Consider the following 18357-nt stretch of genomic DNA (forward strand, 5'->3'; position numbering starts at 1 on the left):
ATGCGCGTAGGAATGAACCCCCAAAAAAGCGAAGGCTTTATTTCGTTGACATCCAAACACCGGATGATCATGGTTTGCTATATTCCTGATTTTAGTGATTATTACCAAGCGTCCTTTGAGGTGCTCCAACTCTGTGTCGAATCGGCGATAAAAACGTTTAACGCGCACGGAAAAATTACCTTGGTCAACAACGGGAGTTGCGCCGCTGTGCGAACCTATTTCAATACATTGTTTGAGTCCGGACACATCGATAGTGTGATTCACCACCAAGAAAATATGGGTAAAATAGATGCCATGATGCAGGCAGCACGCGGCGTTCGTGAAGAATATATTACCTTTTCGGATACCGATATTTTATTCAAAAACGGCTGGCAACAAGCGGTGGAACAGCTTTTGGATGCGTATCCCGATATCGGGTCGGTTTCTCCCATATCGGTTCGCAACACGCACAGTTATGTCTCCGTGGCTACGATGCGAAAATTACTTCGCGGGAAATACCGTTTTTACTACGAATCGTTACCCCAAAATATGGAGGACTACAATTGTTTTCTCCTTAGTATCAATTGGAAACCCATTGACGATGTACAGGTGAAATGGCCTGTCATTGATTTGGGGGCTCACAAAGCTTTGATGGGAGGCGGACATAGTGTTGTAACGATGCGTCGTTCGATTGTGCGTGATTTTGTGCCCAAAGATCCAACATTGATATTAATCGGGAAGCATTCGGTGTATAATTATATCGATTTGCCTGTAGATTTAGCTGGAAAAATGCGGGTTTCTACTTATGCCAATTGGGCGTATCACATGGGGAATGCCGCCGATGCCTGGATGTATGCTATACAAAAAGACAATCAAGCCCTGCCTCAAGCGCCCTACGACCCTCCTGTTTTTCAACAAGGAAAAATGATCGACTACAAAACGTTTTGGTACAAAATTCAAAAAGAGGTGTTCAAAAAACTGTTCTTTTTACGTTATCCCAATCCATGAGAAAAATTGTTTTTTTAACCGGTACCCGAGCCGATTTTGGTAAAATCAAATCCTTGATTCAAATTCTAGAGGAACACCCCGATTTTGAACCCTATGTTTTTGTCACCGGAATGCATTTGCAACAAACCTATGGCTACACGCTCATTGAGATTCAACGGTGTCAGTTTTCACACGTGCATACCTTTGAAAATCATACGCATGAAACCACGATGGACTTGACGTTGGCCAAAACCATTGCGGGATTTTCGGCGTATGTCAAAACGGTTCAACCCGATATGATTGTGGTGCATGGCGATCGAGTGGAGACCCTAGCGGGTGCCATCGTGGGTTCACTCAACAATATTTTGGTCGCGCACATTGAAGGCGGCGAATTGTCGGGTACCGTTGATGAATTGATACGCCACAGTGTGTCCAAATTAAGTCACGTGCATTTTGTTTCCCATGAAGAAGCGGCCAATCGATTGATTCAAATGGGGGAAATGGAACCGTCTATCGTGACGATCGGGTCGCCCGATGTCGATATTATGTTTTCCGATCAGTTGCCCTCCCTCGAAACCGCTAAAACGTATTATGAAATTCCGTTTGAGACCTACGGAATTCTCATGTTTCATCCTATAACTACCGAAGCGGCAGCCATGCAAGATTATGCCCAGCAATTGGTGCAGGCCTTGCTTGATGACACCCGTCAGTATGTTGTGATTTATCCGAATAATGATTTGGGCAGTCAAAAAATTCTAGACGCCTACGCTGCTTTTCAAGGGCATCCGCGGTTTCGGGTGTTTCCTTCCTTGCGGTTTGAGTACTTTTTGACCCTGTTAAAAAATGCGCAGTTCATCATCGGAAACAGCAGTGCGGGCATTCGTGAAGCGCCCTATTATGGCGTGCCGATTATAAATATTGGTACCCGGCAGCAAAATCGTGCCTTGCATGCCGATATCATCAATACCGACTATTCTTTGGAAGCCATTCGAGAAGCTTTGAAGGGAATCGATGCGCATGCTGTGCAACCTTCGGCTTCCGATTTTGGAGCGGGCAACAGTGCAGCGCTATTTCTTGAAGCTTTGCAACGCCCGGGGTTGTGGGACATTAACCACCAAAAACAGTTTAAAGACCGTTAATTTTTGAGTTGTAGTGAAAAAAAGAGTCAAATTCCTCCTCAGTCGTCTCGTGCCCCAAGGTTTATTTCGGGAGCAACTAAAGTTACGGTATTACCAATGGCGTGCGCCACGAGGTATTCGATTTGCTTTAGAAACCACCGCTTCGGGTTGGATTTACCGCACAACGATTGAAGGCGTTTCGATTCGCACGGTCGACCCGGTGTATACGGTAGCCAACGATTTTTTTTATTATCAAAAATTATACAAACCCCAACCCGGTGATGTGGTCATGGATGCGGGCGGCAATGTCGGCATGTTGGCGTTGTATTTTGCACAACTTGTGGGACCTTCGGGCAAAGTATATTGTTTCGAACCCGATGCGCATAACCTTCGCGATGTTCAACGGAATTTGGCGATTAATCCCGAGTTGCAAGACCGCATTGTAGTGCAGCCTGAGTTGTTGTGGAATGCCAATACGTGGGTCGATTTTCAGGAATCGGGTACGGTAGGTTCGTCTGCGGTATGGTTTTCCAGTGGCGAGGCCATTGTAAAAAAACAAGCCTTAACCATTGATACTTGGGTGGAATCGTTGGGATTGACCCGTTTGGATTTTATAAAAATGGATATTGAAGGCGCTGAGATTGAAGCTTTGGAGGGCGCTGTTGAAACCTTACGTACGCTGCACCCCAAGATGGCGATAGCGACCTATCATATCGTAAACGGTGCTCCCACGTATGCATGGGTGGAAGCTTTTTTGACCCAACTCGGGTATCCACACCAAACCATTCGGTTAACCCGCCAAGAAATTTTAACGTTTGCGGGGTAACACCATCCAAAAAACCTTACTTAAGGACAACTTCGGCACTGGGGTATATGGGGTAAGCTTATGGATCAATGGCAAAAAAGCCGATACCAAAAAGATTATTTTTAACTAATTTGCAAAAGATCATTTTAAAAACGCTGGGCTTTGCTTCAGCGTTTTTTTTGTTTTTATTTTAGCAATTGAGAATTAAAAAGGATAATTTCGCTTTTTTAAAATAGTAACATGCTTGTTGTAAGTAACTATCATTATATTCGACCTCATTTTGAGGCCCCTTATCCCAGTATTTTTGGCGTTACACCCGAACAATTTGAAGCACAGTTACTGCAATTGAAATCAGAATTTGTTGCTATCACGCCCCAGCAATTCGTTTCACATTATCAGCAAATTTTGGCGGATTCTCAGAGGTATCTTTTAATCACCTTTGACGATGGATTACGGGAGCAGTATGAATATGCTCTCCCGATATTGGACGCCTTAGAAATGGAAGCGCTTTTTTTTGCGAATTCATTGTACTATGAACAGCAAAAAGTGAGTACTGTGCACAAACTTCATTTGATACGTTCCCAAATCGCTTCGTCAATGTTACTGCATCAATTAAAAGACGATTTTGATTTGCATCTTACCGAGAAGGAAAAAGAAAGCGCCTTAGCCACGTATGTGTATGATACTACAGAGGCAGCAACGGTAAAGTATTTGTTGAATTTTAAAATGGATTTTGTACAACAAGAGCACTTTGCCAATCAAATATTTGATCTCTATTTTCAAGAGGAACTCGTGGGACCAGAACTTTATTTTACTGAAAAGCAACTTACCGACTTAGCCCAACGAGATTGCCTCGGAAGTCATAGCCATTCCCACTATCCACTAGGTTTGCTCTCACCAGAAGCGATTCATTCTGAAATTGAGAAAACCCTCCTTATCTTTGAAACAATTACAAATCATCGTCCCATGGCAATTTCGTTCCCTTATGGCACCTATGAAGCTGCTCCAGAGCTCGTTTCCACAATAGCAATGCAAAGGGGTCACTCGTTAGGTTTTATGGCTACAAGAGGAATAAATGATCAATTTACAAACCCAATGCGATTAAATCGTTTTGATTGTAATGATTTGCCCGGGGGTAAAAATTATACAAAAAAATTATGGTAACACGCGAAGCTACAACTCAAGATTGGGATCAATTGTTATCCTTTTTTACCCGAGTTTATAGAACAAACCATCCCTTGCAAAATCGTGCATTTTGGGAGTGGCAATATGGTAATCCAATTCATGGTCGTTCTTTTATTTGTCTTAACGAAAAAGAGGAAATTGTAGGACATGTAGGGGCCAATTTTGGGGGAGGCATGGCATGGATAATCAATGTTTTTTTGGATGAAGAATGCAGAGGAAAAGGAATTCTTGGTCGCTTGTATGCACTTGCTCGTCAATATTATCCTTTAGCTGCTACAGCGGCCAATGAAGCTGGATTAGGTTTGTACCGAAATATGCGCTGGTATCGTTACCATGATTTGGTTCGTTATGTTAAAATTAATCCTGCTCTTCATAGTCCGACGCTTGAACATGTCTGCGTACCGGTTCAGGTTAACATTGATGCTTTTCTAACTACAGAGTCCCATTATTTTCAACAACCTACCATAAAAGGCATTCGGCTATCACCTACCGAAACAGCCTTTTCTCAGGAACTTGTTGGCGGGCTTCGTTTTGTGGATGTTGATAACATTGGATTTGCTGAAGAAAAAGCTTGGGAATTAGGTTACCATTGGATTGATTTTATTACTTCTTGGAATGATTTACGGTGCCGAGAGTTTGAGAAAAAGGGTTGGGTATTGGATTATAAGTCCATTGTTCCCTGGCGTTTAAATCCTATTGAACCCAATTATTTTTGTGATATTACCTATCTTTCAGAAGAGCCTGTTGATAAAGATTTTATCGTTCATCGTTCCTTTTCCGATCATGGAAGAGTTGGAAGTATTTTGTAAGTTATGAAGTGTTTAGGTGTTGTCATTACCGATGGTGTTGGTTTTCGAAACTTTATTCTAACCGATTTTTTAGCGGAAGCTCAAAAAAAGTTTGACCGTGTTGTAATTTTTTCATGCCTGCCCAAGTCTACCTTTGAAGAACTTTCTGTTTCCTGCGAAGTTGTCGAGTTGGAAGTATTTACAGAGCAATTTAAACATTGGTTTTTTCGAAAGGCAAAAGAAACGGCGCACCTTCAGCTACACCGAAAATCCAACTTTGGAATTCAAGATAATTTTGATTTAAACAATGCTACGGCAATCACAACTCGAGGTATTGCTACACGATTGATTATAAACTTCACCCGTTTTTTTCACTCCGAAGAATGGATTTTACGGTTTAATGCATGGCAACAGCGCTCTTTTGCGCGTCATTCTGTAACGAAAAGTTATTCCAAACTTTTACAAGAGTATGGCATAACCCAGCTCTTTTTTACCCACCAACGGCCTCCTTATGTTGCCCCATTAATTTTTGCCGCCGAAAAGTTAGCGATAAAAACATCTACTTTTATTTTTAGTTGGGATAACTTGGCTTCTAAGGGAAGAATGGCAGGGAATTTTGATTTTTTTCTTGTTTGGAGTTCCTTGATGCGAGAAGAGCTTCTACATTTTTACAGCTCCGTAAAACCCCATCAGGTAGCTGTAGTAGGGACACCACAATTTGAACCGTATGTTTTAGATCGGTATGGATATTCTAAAGAACTTTTGTGTCAAAAATTCGAATTAAATCCTGAATGGCCAATCATTTTATTTACATGTAACGATTCAACAAGCAAAAATGACCCTTTGTATTTGGAACAATTGGCAAGCTTTATTCAGAATAATGAATTGGTGAAATCGGTCAATCTAATTGTTCGTACATCACCAGCGGAAGAGCCTTTACGATTCAAAAAATTGTCGCAAGAGTTTCCTTTTATTCGGTGGAATTATCCCGCTTGGGAAAACAAAAGAAGCAATCACCAAGAGCAATGGTCTCAACGTGTTCCATCGGCTTCTGATTTGAGTGATCTAAAAGCTTTATTGATGCATTGTGATTTAAATATTAACGTGCTTTCTACGATTACTTTGGATGCTTGTTTGTTTGATAAACCGGTGATTAACCCAGTTTTTGGAAATCCTCAAAATGGAATGTTTGACGATCAAAAGTTTTTGAATTACGAGCATTTAAAGCATATGGTCAATGCCCATTGTTCAAATATAGTTAAGGATAAAGAAACTTTTTTGAAGACTTTAAATGAAATGTTATCAGGACGTGACGAGCAAAGTGACCAAAGAAAAGCTTTTATCGACCTCGAAATCGGATTGCCCTTACCCGGAACCAGTGCTCGAATCGCTGATACTCTTTACCAATGGTCGTAACGCCCATGCATATCGCCCTTGTGTGTAACTACCGTTTGATGCCCGAACGGGTAGGAGGGATGGATCACTTTTTTATGCAATTCAATCAACATTGTTTGGCTGCCGGTATCGCTGTTGATTGGTATTTTCCCAATAGCGCTACCCATTTAGACTATGGCTCGTTTTCTATTGTTGCGGCCGAACCCGAAGCCTTGGAAACCGTATTTTTAGCGCACTTGCCCCAGAAAAACTATCAGGTTATTTTTACGCATTTTCTCGAACTCTGCACGCCTTTTTATGCTCAGGTGCGCCAAGGCTCCCAAGCCCGTATCGTTGCTGTCGACCACAATCCACGTCCCGCGGGAGGATATTCCTGGAAGAAACGCCTAGAAAAACGCATCAAAGGGTGGCGCTATCAAGCCGCTATCGATCTATTTATTGCGGTTTCCGAGGCGATGAAAAGCGGTCTCATCACCGATTTCGGTTCGATTCCTCCTTCAAAAATTCTTGTCATTCCTAATGGAATTGCCGATGCGGGCTTGATTCAAAAAACCGATTTTACACCGCGCTATCGTTTTTTAACCGCTTCTCATTTGCGCCCTGAAAAAGGCATTCACGATCTTATTGCAGCAGTAGCCCAATTGGATCGAACTGCTTTACCCCATTTTCAAATCTCAATTTTTGGGGAGGGACCTGCCGCCGCGGCGTTGCAACAACAAGTCGCCGAACATCAGTTGGAGTCGGTCATTCATTTTGAAGGCAGTGTGCCTACGTTGCAGCAGCGGTACCACGAATTTGATGCCCTTCTCCATCCCTCACATGGCGAAACGTTTTGCTATGCTGTTGTCGAAGCCCTGATGGCCAACCTGCCCGTGATCACAACACGACACCAAGGCAATGTGTTGGGATTGGTGCAACACGGGGTCAACGGACTTTTATTTGAGGAAGGGGCTGTTGATGAATTGTCGCATCACCTAAAAACGCTACTTTTGAATCCGACCATGCTTCAAAATGGCTTGCATCGTTGTCCAGAAGTACGCCAATATACGTTGGGTCACATGGTTGAAAATTATTTAAATATTGTGCGCGAATGCTCTTCAACTCCATAGGCTTTTTACTCTTTTTACCTCTTGTGTTTGGGGTATATTGGTGCTTGTCCCGTAAGGCATTGTCGCTACAAAACGCCTTTTTATTGGCAGCCAGCTACTTTTTTTATGCCTGTTGGGATTGGCGGTTTTTGTTCTTGCTCTTGTTTTCAACGGTACTCGATTATTATACCGGATTGCGCATGCACCAAGCCCGAACACAGCAGGCCAAGTCCTTTTGGTTTTGGCTGAGTATCGGCGTCAACATCAGCTTTTTAGGCGCCTTTAAGTATTATGATTTTTTTGCGACTTCGTTTCAAGCCTTGCTGGGGCAATTGGGACTCAAGGTCGATGTAGTGACCCTTTCGCTGGTGCTTCCCGTGGGGATTTCTTTTTATACTTTTCACGGCCTTTCGTATGTGATTGATATTTACAAAAATCGCATCGAACCCGAACGAAATCCCATTACTTATGCACTTTTTGTGACCTATTTTCCGCTTTTAGTGGCGGGTCCAATCGAGCGTGCTACCCATTTGCTTCCTCAAATAAAGGTCAAACGTCAATTCTCCTATCCCTTGGCGGTTGAAGGAGTGCAACAATTTGTTTGGGGGTTGTTTAAAAAAGTAGTCGTGGCCGACAATTGCGCTTTTTTTGTGGATGAAATTTTTAAAAATAGCGGTTCACTGTCAGGTTGGGAATTACTGGGGGGCATGTTTTTATTCTCCTTTCAGATTTACGGCGACTTCAGTGGCTTTTCGGATATAGCGTTGGGAACCTCTAAACTATTTGGAATTCAGTTGCTTAAAAATTTCAACTTCCCCTATTTTGCCACCGATATCGCTGATTTTTGGCGCAAATGGCATATTTCGTTGTCTTCTTGGTTTCGCGACTATGTGTACATTCCGTTGGGCGGTAGCCAAGGTACTCGTATGCAGCAGTTGCGCAATGTAATGGTGATTTTTTTGCTCAGCGGTTTTTGGCATGGTGCCAATTGGACATTCATCGTGTGGGGATTGCTCCATGCTTTGTTGTTTATTCCGTTGTTGCTCCTACAACGAAACCGAAATTCGGTACACCAAACGGGGTATCGTTGGTCGGATGGATTTCGCATGCTGACTACTTTTGTGTTGGTAAGTATCGCTTGGGTTTTCTTTCGCGCCGATTCGCTCACCGATGCGGTGCAGTATCTCACACAAATGACGCATTTGTTTCCTTTTGATGTTGACTTTTTCTTCAAAAATGCCAAGTATACCTTACTCACCGGAATTACCGTTTTAGCCTTAGTTTACCTGCTCGTTCAAGAGGGGTATTGGGTGTTTAAAAAACAAAGTCAACCCGTATTTTCGCCGCGATGGACCCTTTGGGTTATCGTTATGTTGTTTGCCATGGGTACATATCGCAATCAAATGAGTTTCATCTATTTTCAATTCTGATGCACAAGTTTTTAAAGAAAATAGCGCTGTATGGTCTTGGGGCATTTTTGCTGGTCAACGTTTTTGCAATAGCAGTGCTGTATGGTTTGCGAAAATCCTCGTTTTACAAACCGTCGTATGTGGCTTCGCATTACGCCCCCAAAAATTTGGATTATGTGGTTATCGGCTCCAGTATCGGATTGACCACCTTAAACACCCAACGCATTGACAGTCTCACAGGCCTACAGGGTTTTAACCTGAGTATCGACGACACCTCGTTAAGTTCAAATTACTTGATGTTGCATCATTTTTTTGCCCAAGGAAAAACGGCGAAGAATTGTATTTTGGCCGTAAGTTATTGGGATGCCGACAACGCGCAGCCCCTGTTGAACAATAATGATTATCGGTTTTTGCCGTTTGTCAATGAACCCTATGTCCACGACTATTATGCCGAAATGGAGTCGGGCTATTTCAAACCTCTTACCTTTTCGCAGTACATTCCAGCTATTGGCGTGGCTTATTACAATACCGAATTGATTGTTCCCTCGCTATTGGGGATGGTGCAACCCCAACGAAAGAATCGATTTGATGCCCACGGCGATTATGCCTATCCCGGCGAAGGGATTTCCAAAAAGGTCCCTTTTAAAACCGTTACTCTTTCGTGGAAGAATCCGTTTATACAACGTATCGCCGACTTGTGTGCGAAGCATCAAACCCGTTTGATCGTCTATCAAGCGCCACAGTACCATACGCAAGTCGTGATGCAACACCCGAAATACCGTATCCTTAATCATTCGCAATACCTTACTGAGGCGAAGTATTATTACGATGCGATTCATGTAAATTACCGCGGTCGTCAAGCGGCAACCGATGGCGTGATCAAGGCGATTAACGAAGGATGCTTCCAAAAATAATGGCTATCTTTGGCGCGATTCATTTTCTAATAACAACCCACGCATGATGCATATTGGTTTTATTGCAATGGAATTTCCGCACCCCCGTGTTGGGTCTTCTGGCGGCATTGGAACCAGTATTTACAATCTTGCCAAAGGACTTATCGCAAGAGGGCACCAAGCTACGGTCATTTTGTATGCGCAACAAGAGGATGCTGTTTTTGAAACCGAGGGTATCACAGTATACATGGTCAAAAATGTGGTCGTGCGCGGACTTTCCTTGTATTTTTCTCAAAAAAAGGTGGAAGCCCTAATCAATACGTTGCATGCCGAAGGAAAAATGGATATTGTAGAAGTACCTGAATGGACAGGCTTTTCGGCATTTGTGCAACCAAAAAAATGTCCCGTCATCATCAAGTTGCACGGGAGCGACACCTACTTTTGCCATTTGGAAAACCGAAAGGTGAAATTTAAGAATCGGTTTTTGGAAAGACGCGCCCTACGCAAAGCCGATGGCATCATCGCGGTGAGTGATTTTACCGGCCGCACGACCAATACATTATTTGGATTACAACGGGCCTATACGGTGCTTCACAACGGGTTGGATACCCAACAGTTTACCCGTGTACCTCAAGTTTCAACATCCAAAACCATCGTGTATATTGGGACTTTAATTCGCAAAAAAGGGATGATGGAATTGCCGTCTATTTTTAACACCATTTACCAAAACGACCCCGAGGTTAGGTTGGTGTTGGTGGGCACCAATGCTTTAGACATCAGTACCCAATGGCAACCTACTTGGGATTTAATGCAACCGCTTTTTCATCCGGAGGCATTCCGAAATGTACAGTATGTAGGGGCGGTTCCCTATGAGGCGGTACAAGGGTATTTGGACGAAGCGGCCGTGTGTGTATTTCCTTCTTTTGCCGAAGCCCTTCCTGTTTCTTGGATTGAAGCCATGGCGATGGGAAAAGCCGTGGTAGCCTCCAATATTGGTTGGGCGCCCGAAATTATAACCGATGGCGAAGATGGCTTTTTGGCCGACCCGCGCGATCATGCTGCTTTTGCGCAACGCATTTTATCGCTACTTCACCACCCAGAAAAGGCAGTTGAAATGGGGAAAGCCGCCCAAGCAAAGGTGCGAAAAGCGTTTGCATTGGAGGCCATTGCGGCCCAACACGAAGCGTATTATCAAGCGCAAATTCAAGCCAAAAAATAGACACTTTGTAAAATTTCCTTTCCGTATTTCGGTGTAAAATCGTACAGGCTAACCCGTTAGAATTGCTTACATTTGCGGGAATTTGAACGATTTTTGCAGTATGAATTTTCAAACGTATACGACTTCCAAAGGAGAAACGCTATATTATTTGGGTCAACCCGATACGACTCAGTTGGAGGCGTTGGCAGCAGGCTATGGCGATCTTTGGCATTCGTCTCTGGATCAAGGATTTAAGAATGCTTTTTCCGATATTGTCTATCAAGCCGTTGTTTTCTTTTGGTTTGTTAGTGATTTTGACGATTTGTACCAATGTGTGAGTTGGCGCATCAATCCGGATGCTTTTGTGGTGCGGAAGTCAGTTTGGGACACGCTGAAAGGATTTGATACTGCGTACACCAATCCGGTGATGGCAGCGTTCGATTTCGGATTCAATGCGTTACGTTATCAAGGAGCGATTCCGATGTATGTGAAAGGACTTTTTCCCGCTACACCACAAGCGGCTCCAAAAATAAGTCGTCAAGACCGGTACGATTTTTACCGTCGTAATTTTATTCCTTCTCATGCAGTGTATATGGCGTTTCGCAAAGGCTGGTGGAATCCTTTGGAATGGTGGGCCTTAGCAAAAGCGAAATCCCGTCTTTCCCTAAAAAAAGACATGCCGGTTATTCCACCCAAACCCTTGGAACCCATTCAAGGAACCCCTACGGTGAGTTATATTATTCCCACGATGATGCGTCAAGATTTTACGCTGAATTTGTTGGGCGATTTAAAGCAACAAACCTATCTTCCAACCCAAGTGGTGGTAGTGGATGCTACTCCCGAAAATGCCCGAGATGCCTCGTTATATCGTCCTGAAGATTACCCGTTTGAGGTGATTTTTCGTTGGCAAACGACCAAAGGAAGCTGTCGGGCACGCAATGAAGCTATTGGGTTGTGTACGGGGGACTTTATCATTTTTGGCGATGACGATATCCGTATCCCTCCTGATTTTGTAGAAAATCATATTCGTTTGTTGCAAACGTACCGCGCAGGTGCCGCCAATGGATTGGATATTCGTGCCGACCACCAGCAACAGGACCTGACCGATTTAGCTTATAAATTACAACATTATAAAGGACAACGTTGGTTGGTAGGTTGTGCAGCGACGTTCAATAATGCCAATTCGTGTGTACGTCGGGAGCATGTACAAACCCTGGTGGGGAACGATATCAACTATGATGGAGGCTATGGCGAGGACAGTGATTTTGGATTGTCCCTGACGAAAATAGGCGTCGACGTGTTGTTCAATCCGTTTTCGACCAATTTGCATTTAAAACCTCCGATGGGAGGGTATCGTTTTTGGGGCAGTCAAGCGAAGTTGATGGGCAAAAAACGCAAAGCCCAACCCTGGGAATTGGACACGCCCGTAAAATCCATTCGACCTGTTCCTAGTCCCACCATCATGTACCAACTACATAAGCATTTTACCGCCGAACAACGCAAGGAATACGGGGTGAAATATTTTATTTTTTACCTTTTTAAAGGGAAACCGTGGACCTTGCCGATGCGTGTGTTCCGACTTCCTATGCGTATTTTGCAATACCGAAAATCGGTTTTTTACGCCAAAAAATTAATGGCTTTAGGCAAACGAACACAGTAATATGATTGTCTCGGTTCATTGGGAAAAAAAAGGCATACGTCGGAAATTGGATACCGCGTTACACGGGTTGCAATGGCAGCCTGAAACCTTTGCTGTGACCGATTTTTCCGAAGCCTGTTTCTTGGAGTTTGTTTTTGATGCTCCCATTACGGCCTTTCAAAATCACGCCTACCGTTGGGAGGTTTTACCCAGTAAACACCCCGTTTTTTGTGGTTTGATGGTGCCCAAAGTGATCCGATTAGCCCATGGGCAACTGATTCAAGCTACGATTCAAGGCGGTCATTGGGAATTGCATGCGCGTTACCCCAATCGTTTGCGGTGGTGGTTTTACCCCGAAAAGGCGCAAGTACTTACCCGTTATACCGGAGCGCATCACGAGCGGCAATTGGAATCGGTGGCCGGCGTTGGCCCATTACCCGCGTTGCCGGGATTGCTTTTTTGTACCCAGTATGTGTCGTGGAGTAGGGCGCCTATACCGTTTGCTGCAACGGCATGTTTTACCGATCACTGTGATTTTGATACGCCTGAAAATTTGGAAACCCAACGCCAATTCCTTCAGGAATGTGGTATTCGGGTGACCAAAGGAATGTTTGTACACCATTTTTCTAAACGCGAGGATAATGCTTCTTGGGAACGGGAAGCGGCATTATTACAGGCTTGGGCCAATGACGGACATGAACTGGCCTATCATTCGTTGACCCAATCGATTCGCGATCAGGAAGCCGCTTTTCAAGAATTTGAAACGACCATACCTCCGGTATCCATGCCAACTTGGATAGATCATGGCTACCAACCGTACAATCTATCGTTGTATGCCCATCAAGGAAAAAGCGATGCTTGGATGGGACAACAATTGTCTCATAAAAATATCACTAACCTTTGGAACTATGTGGATTGTGGCACCGCAACGAAAGGCGTGTTGAATCAGCTTAATCCACAGCATTTTACGTTAAAGGCCTACCATAAAGGCAATCGAACTTTGGGTGGAGTCACCCGACTTTCACTGCTCCTCAAAGCCATTTTATTTCATTATTATGCGCAAGAATCCTTGATTCGGCAGTATAAATCGTTGGCTTCACAATTTAAGGCGGTGGTATTCCGTAGGCAATGGCGGCAGTTCCCCGAATTTGTCAAGAAAATGATACACGTAACGGGTCCACTTTCAAAAGTGCTCTTTCGTTGGGGCTCTCGTGGCAGCGAATCGTTTCCGTTGGCCCGCTACCAAACCCTCTTTTTTGAATATACTATAGCTACCCATCCCGTGTCCATTTTTCAAACTGTCGAAATGGTCGATTTTGAACGCGCTTTATGTCCCACGAATATTGACGATTTGATTGCAGATAGTGGCGTGTTTATTGCCCATACCTATTTTTCAGTTCCTTTAGCCTACCACACGGGTCGTCTTTTGTTGAATGATCAAACGGTTCAGCCCAAGGTGCGTTCAAATTTTGAGTATTTGGGGGAGAAAATCCGCGGGCAAGTAGTATGGAATCCAACCCTTGACGAATGGATGGCCTATGTCAAAGGATTTACAAAAACGGTACTCACCTGCGATGCCTCGGGGCATAGCGTCGTGGTGTGTGACGGTCAATTAAACTATCGCATCACAACATCATGATACAATTTCCTTCCACTGCGGCTGAATTTGAGGCTTGGGATGCTTTTGTGGAGCACTATCCGCAGGCGTCTCACTTGTTGTATTCCGACTGGCTACATTCCTACCGAAACTACGGATTTCAAACGGAAATTGGGATGTATCAAACGGCAGGGGGAATTCAGGGCGGTTTCGGAGCTGTTATTGCTAAAGTAGTGGGTTTTCGATTTTACATTATCCCCTACGGACCGATTGGTACAGCCCCCGAGGTGATTCAAGCCTGTTTGGATGCGGCTTTGAATCGCGCTCAAGCGGTGGGTGCCTGCATCATTCAGGTTACCCTTCCGATGGGAAGCCAATCCTGCCGCCCCATGTATCGATGGAATGAAGATTACATTCCCCCGGGATTTCAATTGGGAAATGCTTTCAAATACGTATACTCCAGTCCCGGATTTAATTGGGTGGACCTCACGGGTCAAAACACCCTTGAGGGTTTGATTGAATCCTTTCCTTCGGCTTCTTTTCGTCGGGACGTTCGCAGCGGTATGCGGAAAAACGAACAGCTATCTTGTGCAACAACTTCTGAGGAAGTGGCTTTAGCCTACGCCTTATGTCAGGAAAATGCCGACGAAAATGGGTATCAAATTCGTTCGTGGTCGGATATCGGTCCCACACTGTTGACCTTGATAGGCAAAGGGCGATTAAAACTTTTGACCACCACATCGGACGGGCAACTAAAAGGGGCTGGCTTGTTTTTGAAAGCCGGACAGTATTACACCTACGTTATGGGCGGCACTAAAAAGGAAAAACCCACACGGCATACCGGCCATTACCTGCAAATGAAAGCGTTAGAAATGGCACTTCAAGAGGGGATGGATGGTTACAATATTTCATTGGGGGGCTCCGAGGGTGTGAAAGCGTTTAAAGGAAGTTTCGGAACAGTACCTTATTATTTTAATGAAGGAACCTATTACCGGGTGTTGAAACCGATTCGCTTTAAAATTTTTCGTTACTTTGACACTTGGATAAAACCCTATAAAGGACACATTGCAAAACTCTTAAAACGGATTAAACGGTACAATGAAGATTGAAAATAAGGAATTCTGGGAGCGTGAAGACGTGATTTATTCTCAGGATAAGACAGTAGAAAATACGGCCAATTATGAAGCGTATTTGTATGAAAAAGTAGTAGCTTATTTTCAAAAGCAACAGATCTCCATTCAACATGCCAAAGTGTTTGGATGCGGGACAGCGCGTGAAGTAAAAGGACTTTTGGAATTTATGGATATCCAAAAAATCTATGCTACGGATATTTCTGAAAATATGATTGCCAAAGGGAAAGAGAATATCCAACGCTGGGGATTCTCGGATAAAGTGGCGCTAGGCGTTCAAGATGCGGTAACCTACACTGCTCCTGAGGCCACCTATGATTTGGTGACGCTGATGAGTTGTATTCTCACCTTTGTGGCCACCCAAAAAGAGCGGTATACCCTTTTTCAAATGGTACATCGCATTTTAAAACCCAACGGCTGTTTGATAGGTGTGGTGCACAATCAAGTGGGTACGCCCCAGAAAACCTTTTATTTTTGGTTGCGCCGATTGTTTAAACCGTTCCTCCGCAATGAGGTAGGCAATCGCAATACGGGCTTTTATGGATTTAACGTAAAAGGCTATTATTTTTCTAAGGAAGGTTTGTACGATCATTTGAACGATAACGGTTTTAAAAATATTGAAATCAAATCGCTTTCGGAATTATATAAAGAAATGGGGGTTCCCTACAACCGTTTGAAAGGATACAATAATTTAATCTTTTTTGCAACGAAGTAACCGATTCAAAAAGGCATGAGTATTTTTAAATATTTTAAAATGAAAACCATCCACATGCACGTGTATCAACGCGATACGCAAAATGTGGTGGATTTGCCTGAATTGGAATACGCCTATCATGTTGAGCACAATATAAAGAATCAAACCACCTACCGAATTGAAAAAGACGGTTGCACGATTCACGAGAGTACCGTTTATAATCGTCTTCATTTTTTAGGAATCATCGATAAGCAAGGGCCTACCATTGGCAATTGCTTTACACACAACGATTATCGCGGGCACGGTATTTACCCCGCCATGCTCAATTTAATCACCAACAAACTTTTGGTAGAGGAAAAAGTTCCTGAAGTTTTTGTGATTGTAGATGTCCATAATACGCCTTCTATAAAAGGCATTGAAAAGGCAGGTTTTACGTTGTATGCCACAGTTAAAACCAAACGATTTTTATTTTTTTACCTCAATCAAGAAGTCCGTTATGGCGCTTAAGGTTACCTTAATCATTTGCACTTACAAACGCGCTGAAAGTTTGCGTCGCCTACTACAAACCGTACGTGCGCAAACGCAATATCCCGATGCCATTCTCATTATAGACGGTTCACCCGACGATCTAACCGAAGTGATGTTGCAAGCCAATCCGGTTGCCAATCTAGTTTATTTTCGAGTGGCTCCAGCGCAACGCGGTTTGACCAAGCAACGTAATTTTGGGATTCAACAGGTGGCGTCCCCCATGGATATTGTTTGTTTTTTGGACGACGATGTTTTGTTGGAACCCAACTATTTTCAAGCTTTATTGCAAACGTATGTGGAGTATCCTGAGGCGTTGGGTGTGGGAGGCTATATTACCAACGAAACGCAATGGATTCCGATGCAAGCCAATGAACTCCTTAGTAATTCTTGGTTTGCTTATGATGGTTGGAAAAGAAACGAGCCCCTGCGAAATAAAATTCGTCGAAAACTCGGGCTAGATGCCGATGTGCCGCCAGGCTGTATTCCGATGTTTTCTCACGGACGTAGTGTGGGGTTTTTACCGCCCAGTGGAAAAATTTATCCGGTACAACAATTCATGGGAGGCGTTTCTTCATTTCGGAAATCGGTTTTTGATCGCCTACAATTTTCACATTATTTTGAAGGCTACGGACTCTATGAAGATGCCGATTTTACCTCGCGTCTTTCCAAATTGGGACCCTTATATGTCAATACAGCGGCACGATTAAGTCACCACCATGATTTTTCGGGTCGCCCTAATGCGTATAAATACGGGCGTATGGTTGTGCGTAACGGGTGGTATGTGTGGCGTGTGTATGCGCCATACCCCGGTTGGCGCAACCGCGTAAAATGGAATCTCATCACAGGTGTATTGATTGCCATACGATTTAGTAATATCTTTACGGCCACCAACCGTATGGACTGCCTTCGGGAAACGCTCGGTCGCCTTTCAGGGTGGCTTAGCCTTATAGTCCATCAACCCAAAATTGAACATTCATGATTGCCGACGCTATACTTACCTCCCTTATTCATCCCAAAACAAAAGCTTCAGTTACGGCTGTAGATACCGATAGGATTCGTTTTGCAGACGGTCACAGCTTACCGATGATGCAAGGGCGACCTGTTTTACTTTCGGAAGATTCTTTATTTACCATCGAAGGTATTTTACAAAATGCAGCGACTACGCAAGAAGCAACATTTATTGATACCCAAGGTTCGATGAAGAATTACCTCCGCAAACGGGTTCTCCCTTCCTTGGCTAAAGATTTTCACATCGAAAAGCGTTACAGGGAATTGGCACAAACCGTTAATGCACAGGGCGGTCGCGTTCTTGTCATCGGTTCGGGCGATAAGGTAAACTATTATAAAAATCTATTCCATGCTTGTGAGGTGGTTTGTAGTGATGTGCATTTACAACTGGGTGCTGATTGTGTTATCGATGCGCATGAAATTCCTTTTCCCGATGCGTTTTTTGATTTGGTGTTTGCGGCCCAAGTATTGGAACACACCATGAATCCTTGGAAAGTGGCGCAAGAAGTACAACGTGTGACCAAAATAGGGGGTCGGGTTCAAATGGAAGTTCCTCAGAATTACCCCTATCACGGACAGCCCTACGATTTCTTTCGGTTTACCTTCACTGGATTACGCGTTTTATTTGAACAATGCAGCGTAGAAAAAGCGTCGATTACCGAGAGTAATGCGGCTATGGTTGGCGTTACGTTGGGCAATTATATGATGAATTTATCGGCACAAAAATACTACCGTCAAGGAGCACTTTTCCTTTCGCGATTTTTATTCGGATGGCTAAAATACCTCGATCGTTTTACCTTACACCAACGTTCGGTGTCTTCCCCCAAAGGATATGCGTTTACTTTTTTAAAAGATGGTGAAATGCGAAAAGGAGCGGCGTTATTGGAAGAATATTACGCTTTAAAACCATAATGAT

Annotated in this window: 17 protein-coding genes; all 17 read left to right on the plus strand. The window is 43.7% G+C overall.

All coding sequences use genetic code 11. The features are described from left to right. The 17 genes from O9316_RS02445 (at window position 1) to O9316_RS02525 (ending at window position 18353) form a co-directional block, all read left to right on the plus strand. Entirely contained in the window at window positions 1–987 is a 987-nt protein-coding gene (locus tag O9316_RS02445) for a glycosyltransferase family A protein (protein ID WP_298203742.1), read from the plus strand. Then, window positions 984–2105 (plus strand): UDP-N-acetylglucosamine 2-epimerase, encoded by a 1122-nt coding sequence (gene neuC, locus O9316_RS02450; protein ID WP_298203741.1) that lies wholly within the window; start codon window positions 984–986, stop codon window positions 2103–2105. Before O9316_RS02445 ends, neuC begins: the two co-directional genes overlap by 4 nt. Window positions 2106–2118: 13 nt before the next feature. Continuing rightward, window positions 2119–2910 carry an FkbM family methyltransferase gene (locus tag O9316_RS02455; RefSeq protein ID WP_298203740.1) on the plus strand — a complete coding sequence of 264 codons (792 nt, stop codon included), beginning with the start codon at window positions 2119–2121 and terminating at the stop codon, window positions 2908–2910. 219 nt (window positions 2911–3129) lie between these two features. Then, window positions 3130–4053, plus strand: a complete 924-nt coding sequence (locus O9316_RS02460; RefSeq protein WP_298203739.1) for a polysaccharide deacetylase family protein — start codon at window positions 3130–3132, stop codon at window positions 4051–4053. Beyond that, the gene (locus O9316_RS02465; RefSeq protein WP_298203738.1) at window positions 4047–4883 is read left to right on the plus strand and encodes a GNAT family N-acetyltransferase; all 837 of its coding nucleotides are present in this window, start codon (window positions 4047–4049) and stop codon (window positions 4881–4883) included. Before O9316_RS02460 ends, O9316_RS02465 begins: the two co-directional genes overlap by 7 nt. A 3-nt stretch (window positions 4884–4886) precedes the next feature. Continuing rightward, window positions 4887–6278 carry a hypothetical protein gene (locus O9316_RS02470; RefSeq protein WP_298203737.1) on the plus strand — a complete coding sequence of 464 codons (1392 nt, stop codon included), beginning with the start codon at window positions 4887–4889 and terminating at the stop codon, window positions 6276–6278. Window positions 6279–6283: 5 nt separating this feature from the next. Further along, complete coding sequence (locus O9316_RS02475; protein WP_298203736.1) at window positions 6284–7366, plus strand: glycosyltransferase family 4 protein; 1083 nt, start codon at window positions 6284–6286, stop codon at window positions 7364–7366. Continuing rightward, window positions 7348–8775 (plus strand): MBOAT family O-acyltransferase, encoded by a 1428-nt coding sequence (locus O9316_RS02480; protein ID WP_298203735.1) that lies wholly within the window; start codon window positions 7348–7350, stop codon window positions 8773–8775. The genes O9316_RS02475 and O9316_RS02480 overlap by 19 nt, the downstream gene beginning before the upstream one ends. Further along, window positions 8775–9668 carry a hypothetical protein gene (locus tag O9316_RS02485; protein ID WP_298203734.1) on the plus strand — a complete coding sequence of 298 codons (894 nt, stop codon included), beginning with the start codon at window positions 8775–8777 and terminating at the stop codon, window positions 9666–9668. Before O9316_RS02480 ends, O9316_RS02485 begins: the two co-directional genes overlap by 1 nt. Window positions 9669–9711: 43 nt before the next feature. Next, window positions 9712–10866 carry a glycosyltransferase family 4 protein gene (locus O9316_RS02490; RefSeq protein ID WP_298203733.1) on the plus strand — a complete coding sequence of 385 codons (1155 nt, stop codon included), beginning with the start codon at window positions 9712–9714 and terminating at the stop codon, window positions 10864–10866. A gap of 100 nt (window positions 10867–10966) precedes the next feature. After that, window positions 10967–12505 (plus strand): glycosyltransferase family 2 protein, encoded by a 1539-nt coding sequence (locus tag O9316_RS02495; protein WP_298203732.1) that lies wholly within the window; start codon window positions 10967–10969, stop codon window positions 12503–12505. Window position 12506: 1 nt separating this feature from the next. Next, window positions 12507–14123 carry a hypothetical protein gene (locus tag O9316_RS02500; RefSeq protein ID WP_298203731.1) on the plus strand — a complete coding sequence of 539 codons (1617 nt, stop codon included), beginning with the start codon at window positions 12507–12509 and terminating at the stop codon, window positions 14121–14123. Further along, the gene (locus O9316_RS02505; protein WP_298203730.1) at window positions 14120–15190 is read left to right on the plus strand and encodes a GNAT family N-acetyltransferase; all 1071 of its coding nucleotides are present in this window, start codon (window positions 14120–14122) and stop codon (window positions 15188–15190) included. Before O9316_RS02500 ends, O9316_RS02505 begins: the two co-directional genes overlap by 4 nt. Then, the gene (locus tag O9316_RS02510; RefSeq protein ID WP_298203729.1) at window positions 15180–15926 is read left to right on the plus strand and encodes a class I SAM-dependent methyltransferase; all 747 of its coding nucleotides are present in this window, start codon (window positions 15180–15182) and stop codon (window positions 15924–15926) included. Before O9316_RS02505 ends, O9316_RS02510 begins: the two co-directional genes overlap by 11 nt. 39 nt (window positions 15927–15965) lie before the next feature. Next, complete coding sequence (locus O9316_RS02515; protein WP_298203728.1) at window positions 15966–16412, plus strand: GNAT family N-acetyltransferase; 447 nt, start codon at window positions 15966–15968, stop codon at window positions 16410–16412. Beyond that, window positions 16402–17412 (plus strand): glycosyltransferase family 2 protein, encoded by a 1011-nt coding sequence (locus tag O9316_RS02520; protein ID WP_298203727.1) that lies wholly within the window; start codon window positions 16402–16404, stop codon window positions 17410–17412. The genes O9316_RS02515 and O9316_RS02520 overlap by 11 nt, the downstream gene beginning before the upstream one ends. Further along, window positions 17409–18353: a class I SAM-dependent methyltransferase gene (locus tag O9316_RS02525; RefSeq protein ID WP_298203726.1), complete on the plus strand. Its 945-nt coding sequence runs from the start codon at window positions 17409–17411 to the stop codon at window positions 18351–18353. Before O9316_RS02520 ends, O9316_RS02525 begins: the two co-directional genes overlap by 4 nt. The last annotated feature ends 4 nt before the right edge of the window (window positions 18354–18357 follow it).

Origin of the sequence: Flavobacterium sp. (genome assembly GCF_027533505.1) — a bacterium.
Taxonomy (GTDB): domain Bacteria; phylum Bacteroidota; class Bacteroidia; order Flavobacteriales; family Flavobacteriaceae; genus Flavobacterium.

Coding starts and splice junctions, on each gene's coding strand:
- O9316_RS02445 (WP_298203742.1), top strand. CDS start 1: ATGCGCGTAGGAATGAACCCCCAAAAAAGCGAAGGCTTTATTTCGTTG.
- neuC (WP_298203741.1), top strand. CDS start 984: ATGAGAAAAATTGTTTTTTTAACCGGTACCCGAGCCGATTTTGGTAAA.
- O9316_RS02460 (WP_298203739.1), top strand. CDS start 3,130: ATGCTTGTTGTAAGTAACTATCATTATATTCGACCTCATTTTGAGGCC.
- O9316_RS02465 (WP_298203738.1), top strand. CDS start 4,047: ATGGTAACACGCGAAGCTACAACTCAAGATTGGGATCAATTGTTATCC.
- O9316_RS02470 (WP_298203737.1), top strand. CDS start 4,887: ATGAAGTGTTTAGGTGTTGTCATTACCGATGGTGTTGGTTTTCGAAAC.
- O9316_RS02475 (WP_298203736.1), top strand. CDS start 6,284: ATGCATATCGCCCTTGTGTGTAACTACCGTTTGATGCCCGAACGGGTA.
- O9316_RS02480 (WP_298203735.1), top strand. CDS start 7,348: ATGCTCTTCAACTCCATAGGCTTTTTACTCTTTTTACCTCTTGTGTTT.
- O9316_RS02485 (WP_298203734.1), top strand. CDS start 8,775: ATGCACAAGTTTTTAAAGAAAATAGCGCTGTATGGTCTTGGGGCATTT.
- O9316_RS02490 (WP_298203733.1), top strand. CDS start 9,712: ATGATGCATATTGGTTTTATTGCAATGGAATTTCCGCACCCCCGTGTT.
- O9316_RS02495 (WP_298203732.1), top strand. CDS start 10,967: ATGAATTTTCAAACGTATACGACTTCCAAAGGAGAAACGCTATATTAT.
- O9316_RS02500 (WP_298203731.1), top strand. CDS start 12,507: ATGATTGTCTCGGTTCATTGGGAAAAAAAAGGCATACGTCGGAAATTG.
- O9316_RS02505 (WP_298203730.1), top strand. CDS start 14,120: ATGATACAATTTCCTTCCACTGCGGCTGAATTTGAGGCTTGGGATGCT.
- O9316_RS02510 (WP_298203729.1), top strand. CDS start 15,180: ATGAAGATTGAAAATAAGGAATTCTGGGAGCGTGAAGACGTGATTTAT.
- O9316_RS02515 (WP_298203728.1), top strand. CDS start 15,966: ATGAAAACCATCCACATGCACGTGTATCAACGCGATACGCAAAATGTG.
- O9316_RS02520 (WP_298203727.1), top strand. CDS start 16,402: ATGGCGCTTAAGGTTACCTTAATCATTTGCACTTACAAACGCGCTGAA.
- O9316_RS02525 (WP_298203726.1), top strand. CDS start 17,409: ATGATTGCCGACGCTATACTTACCTCCCTTATTCATCCCAAAACAAAA.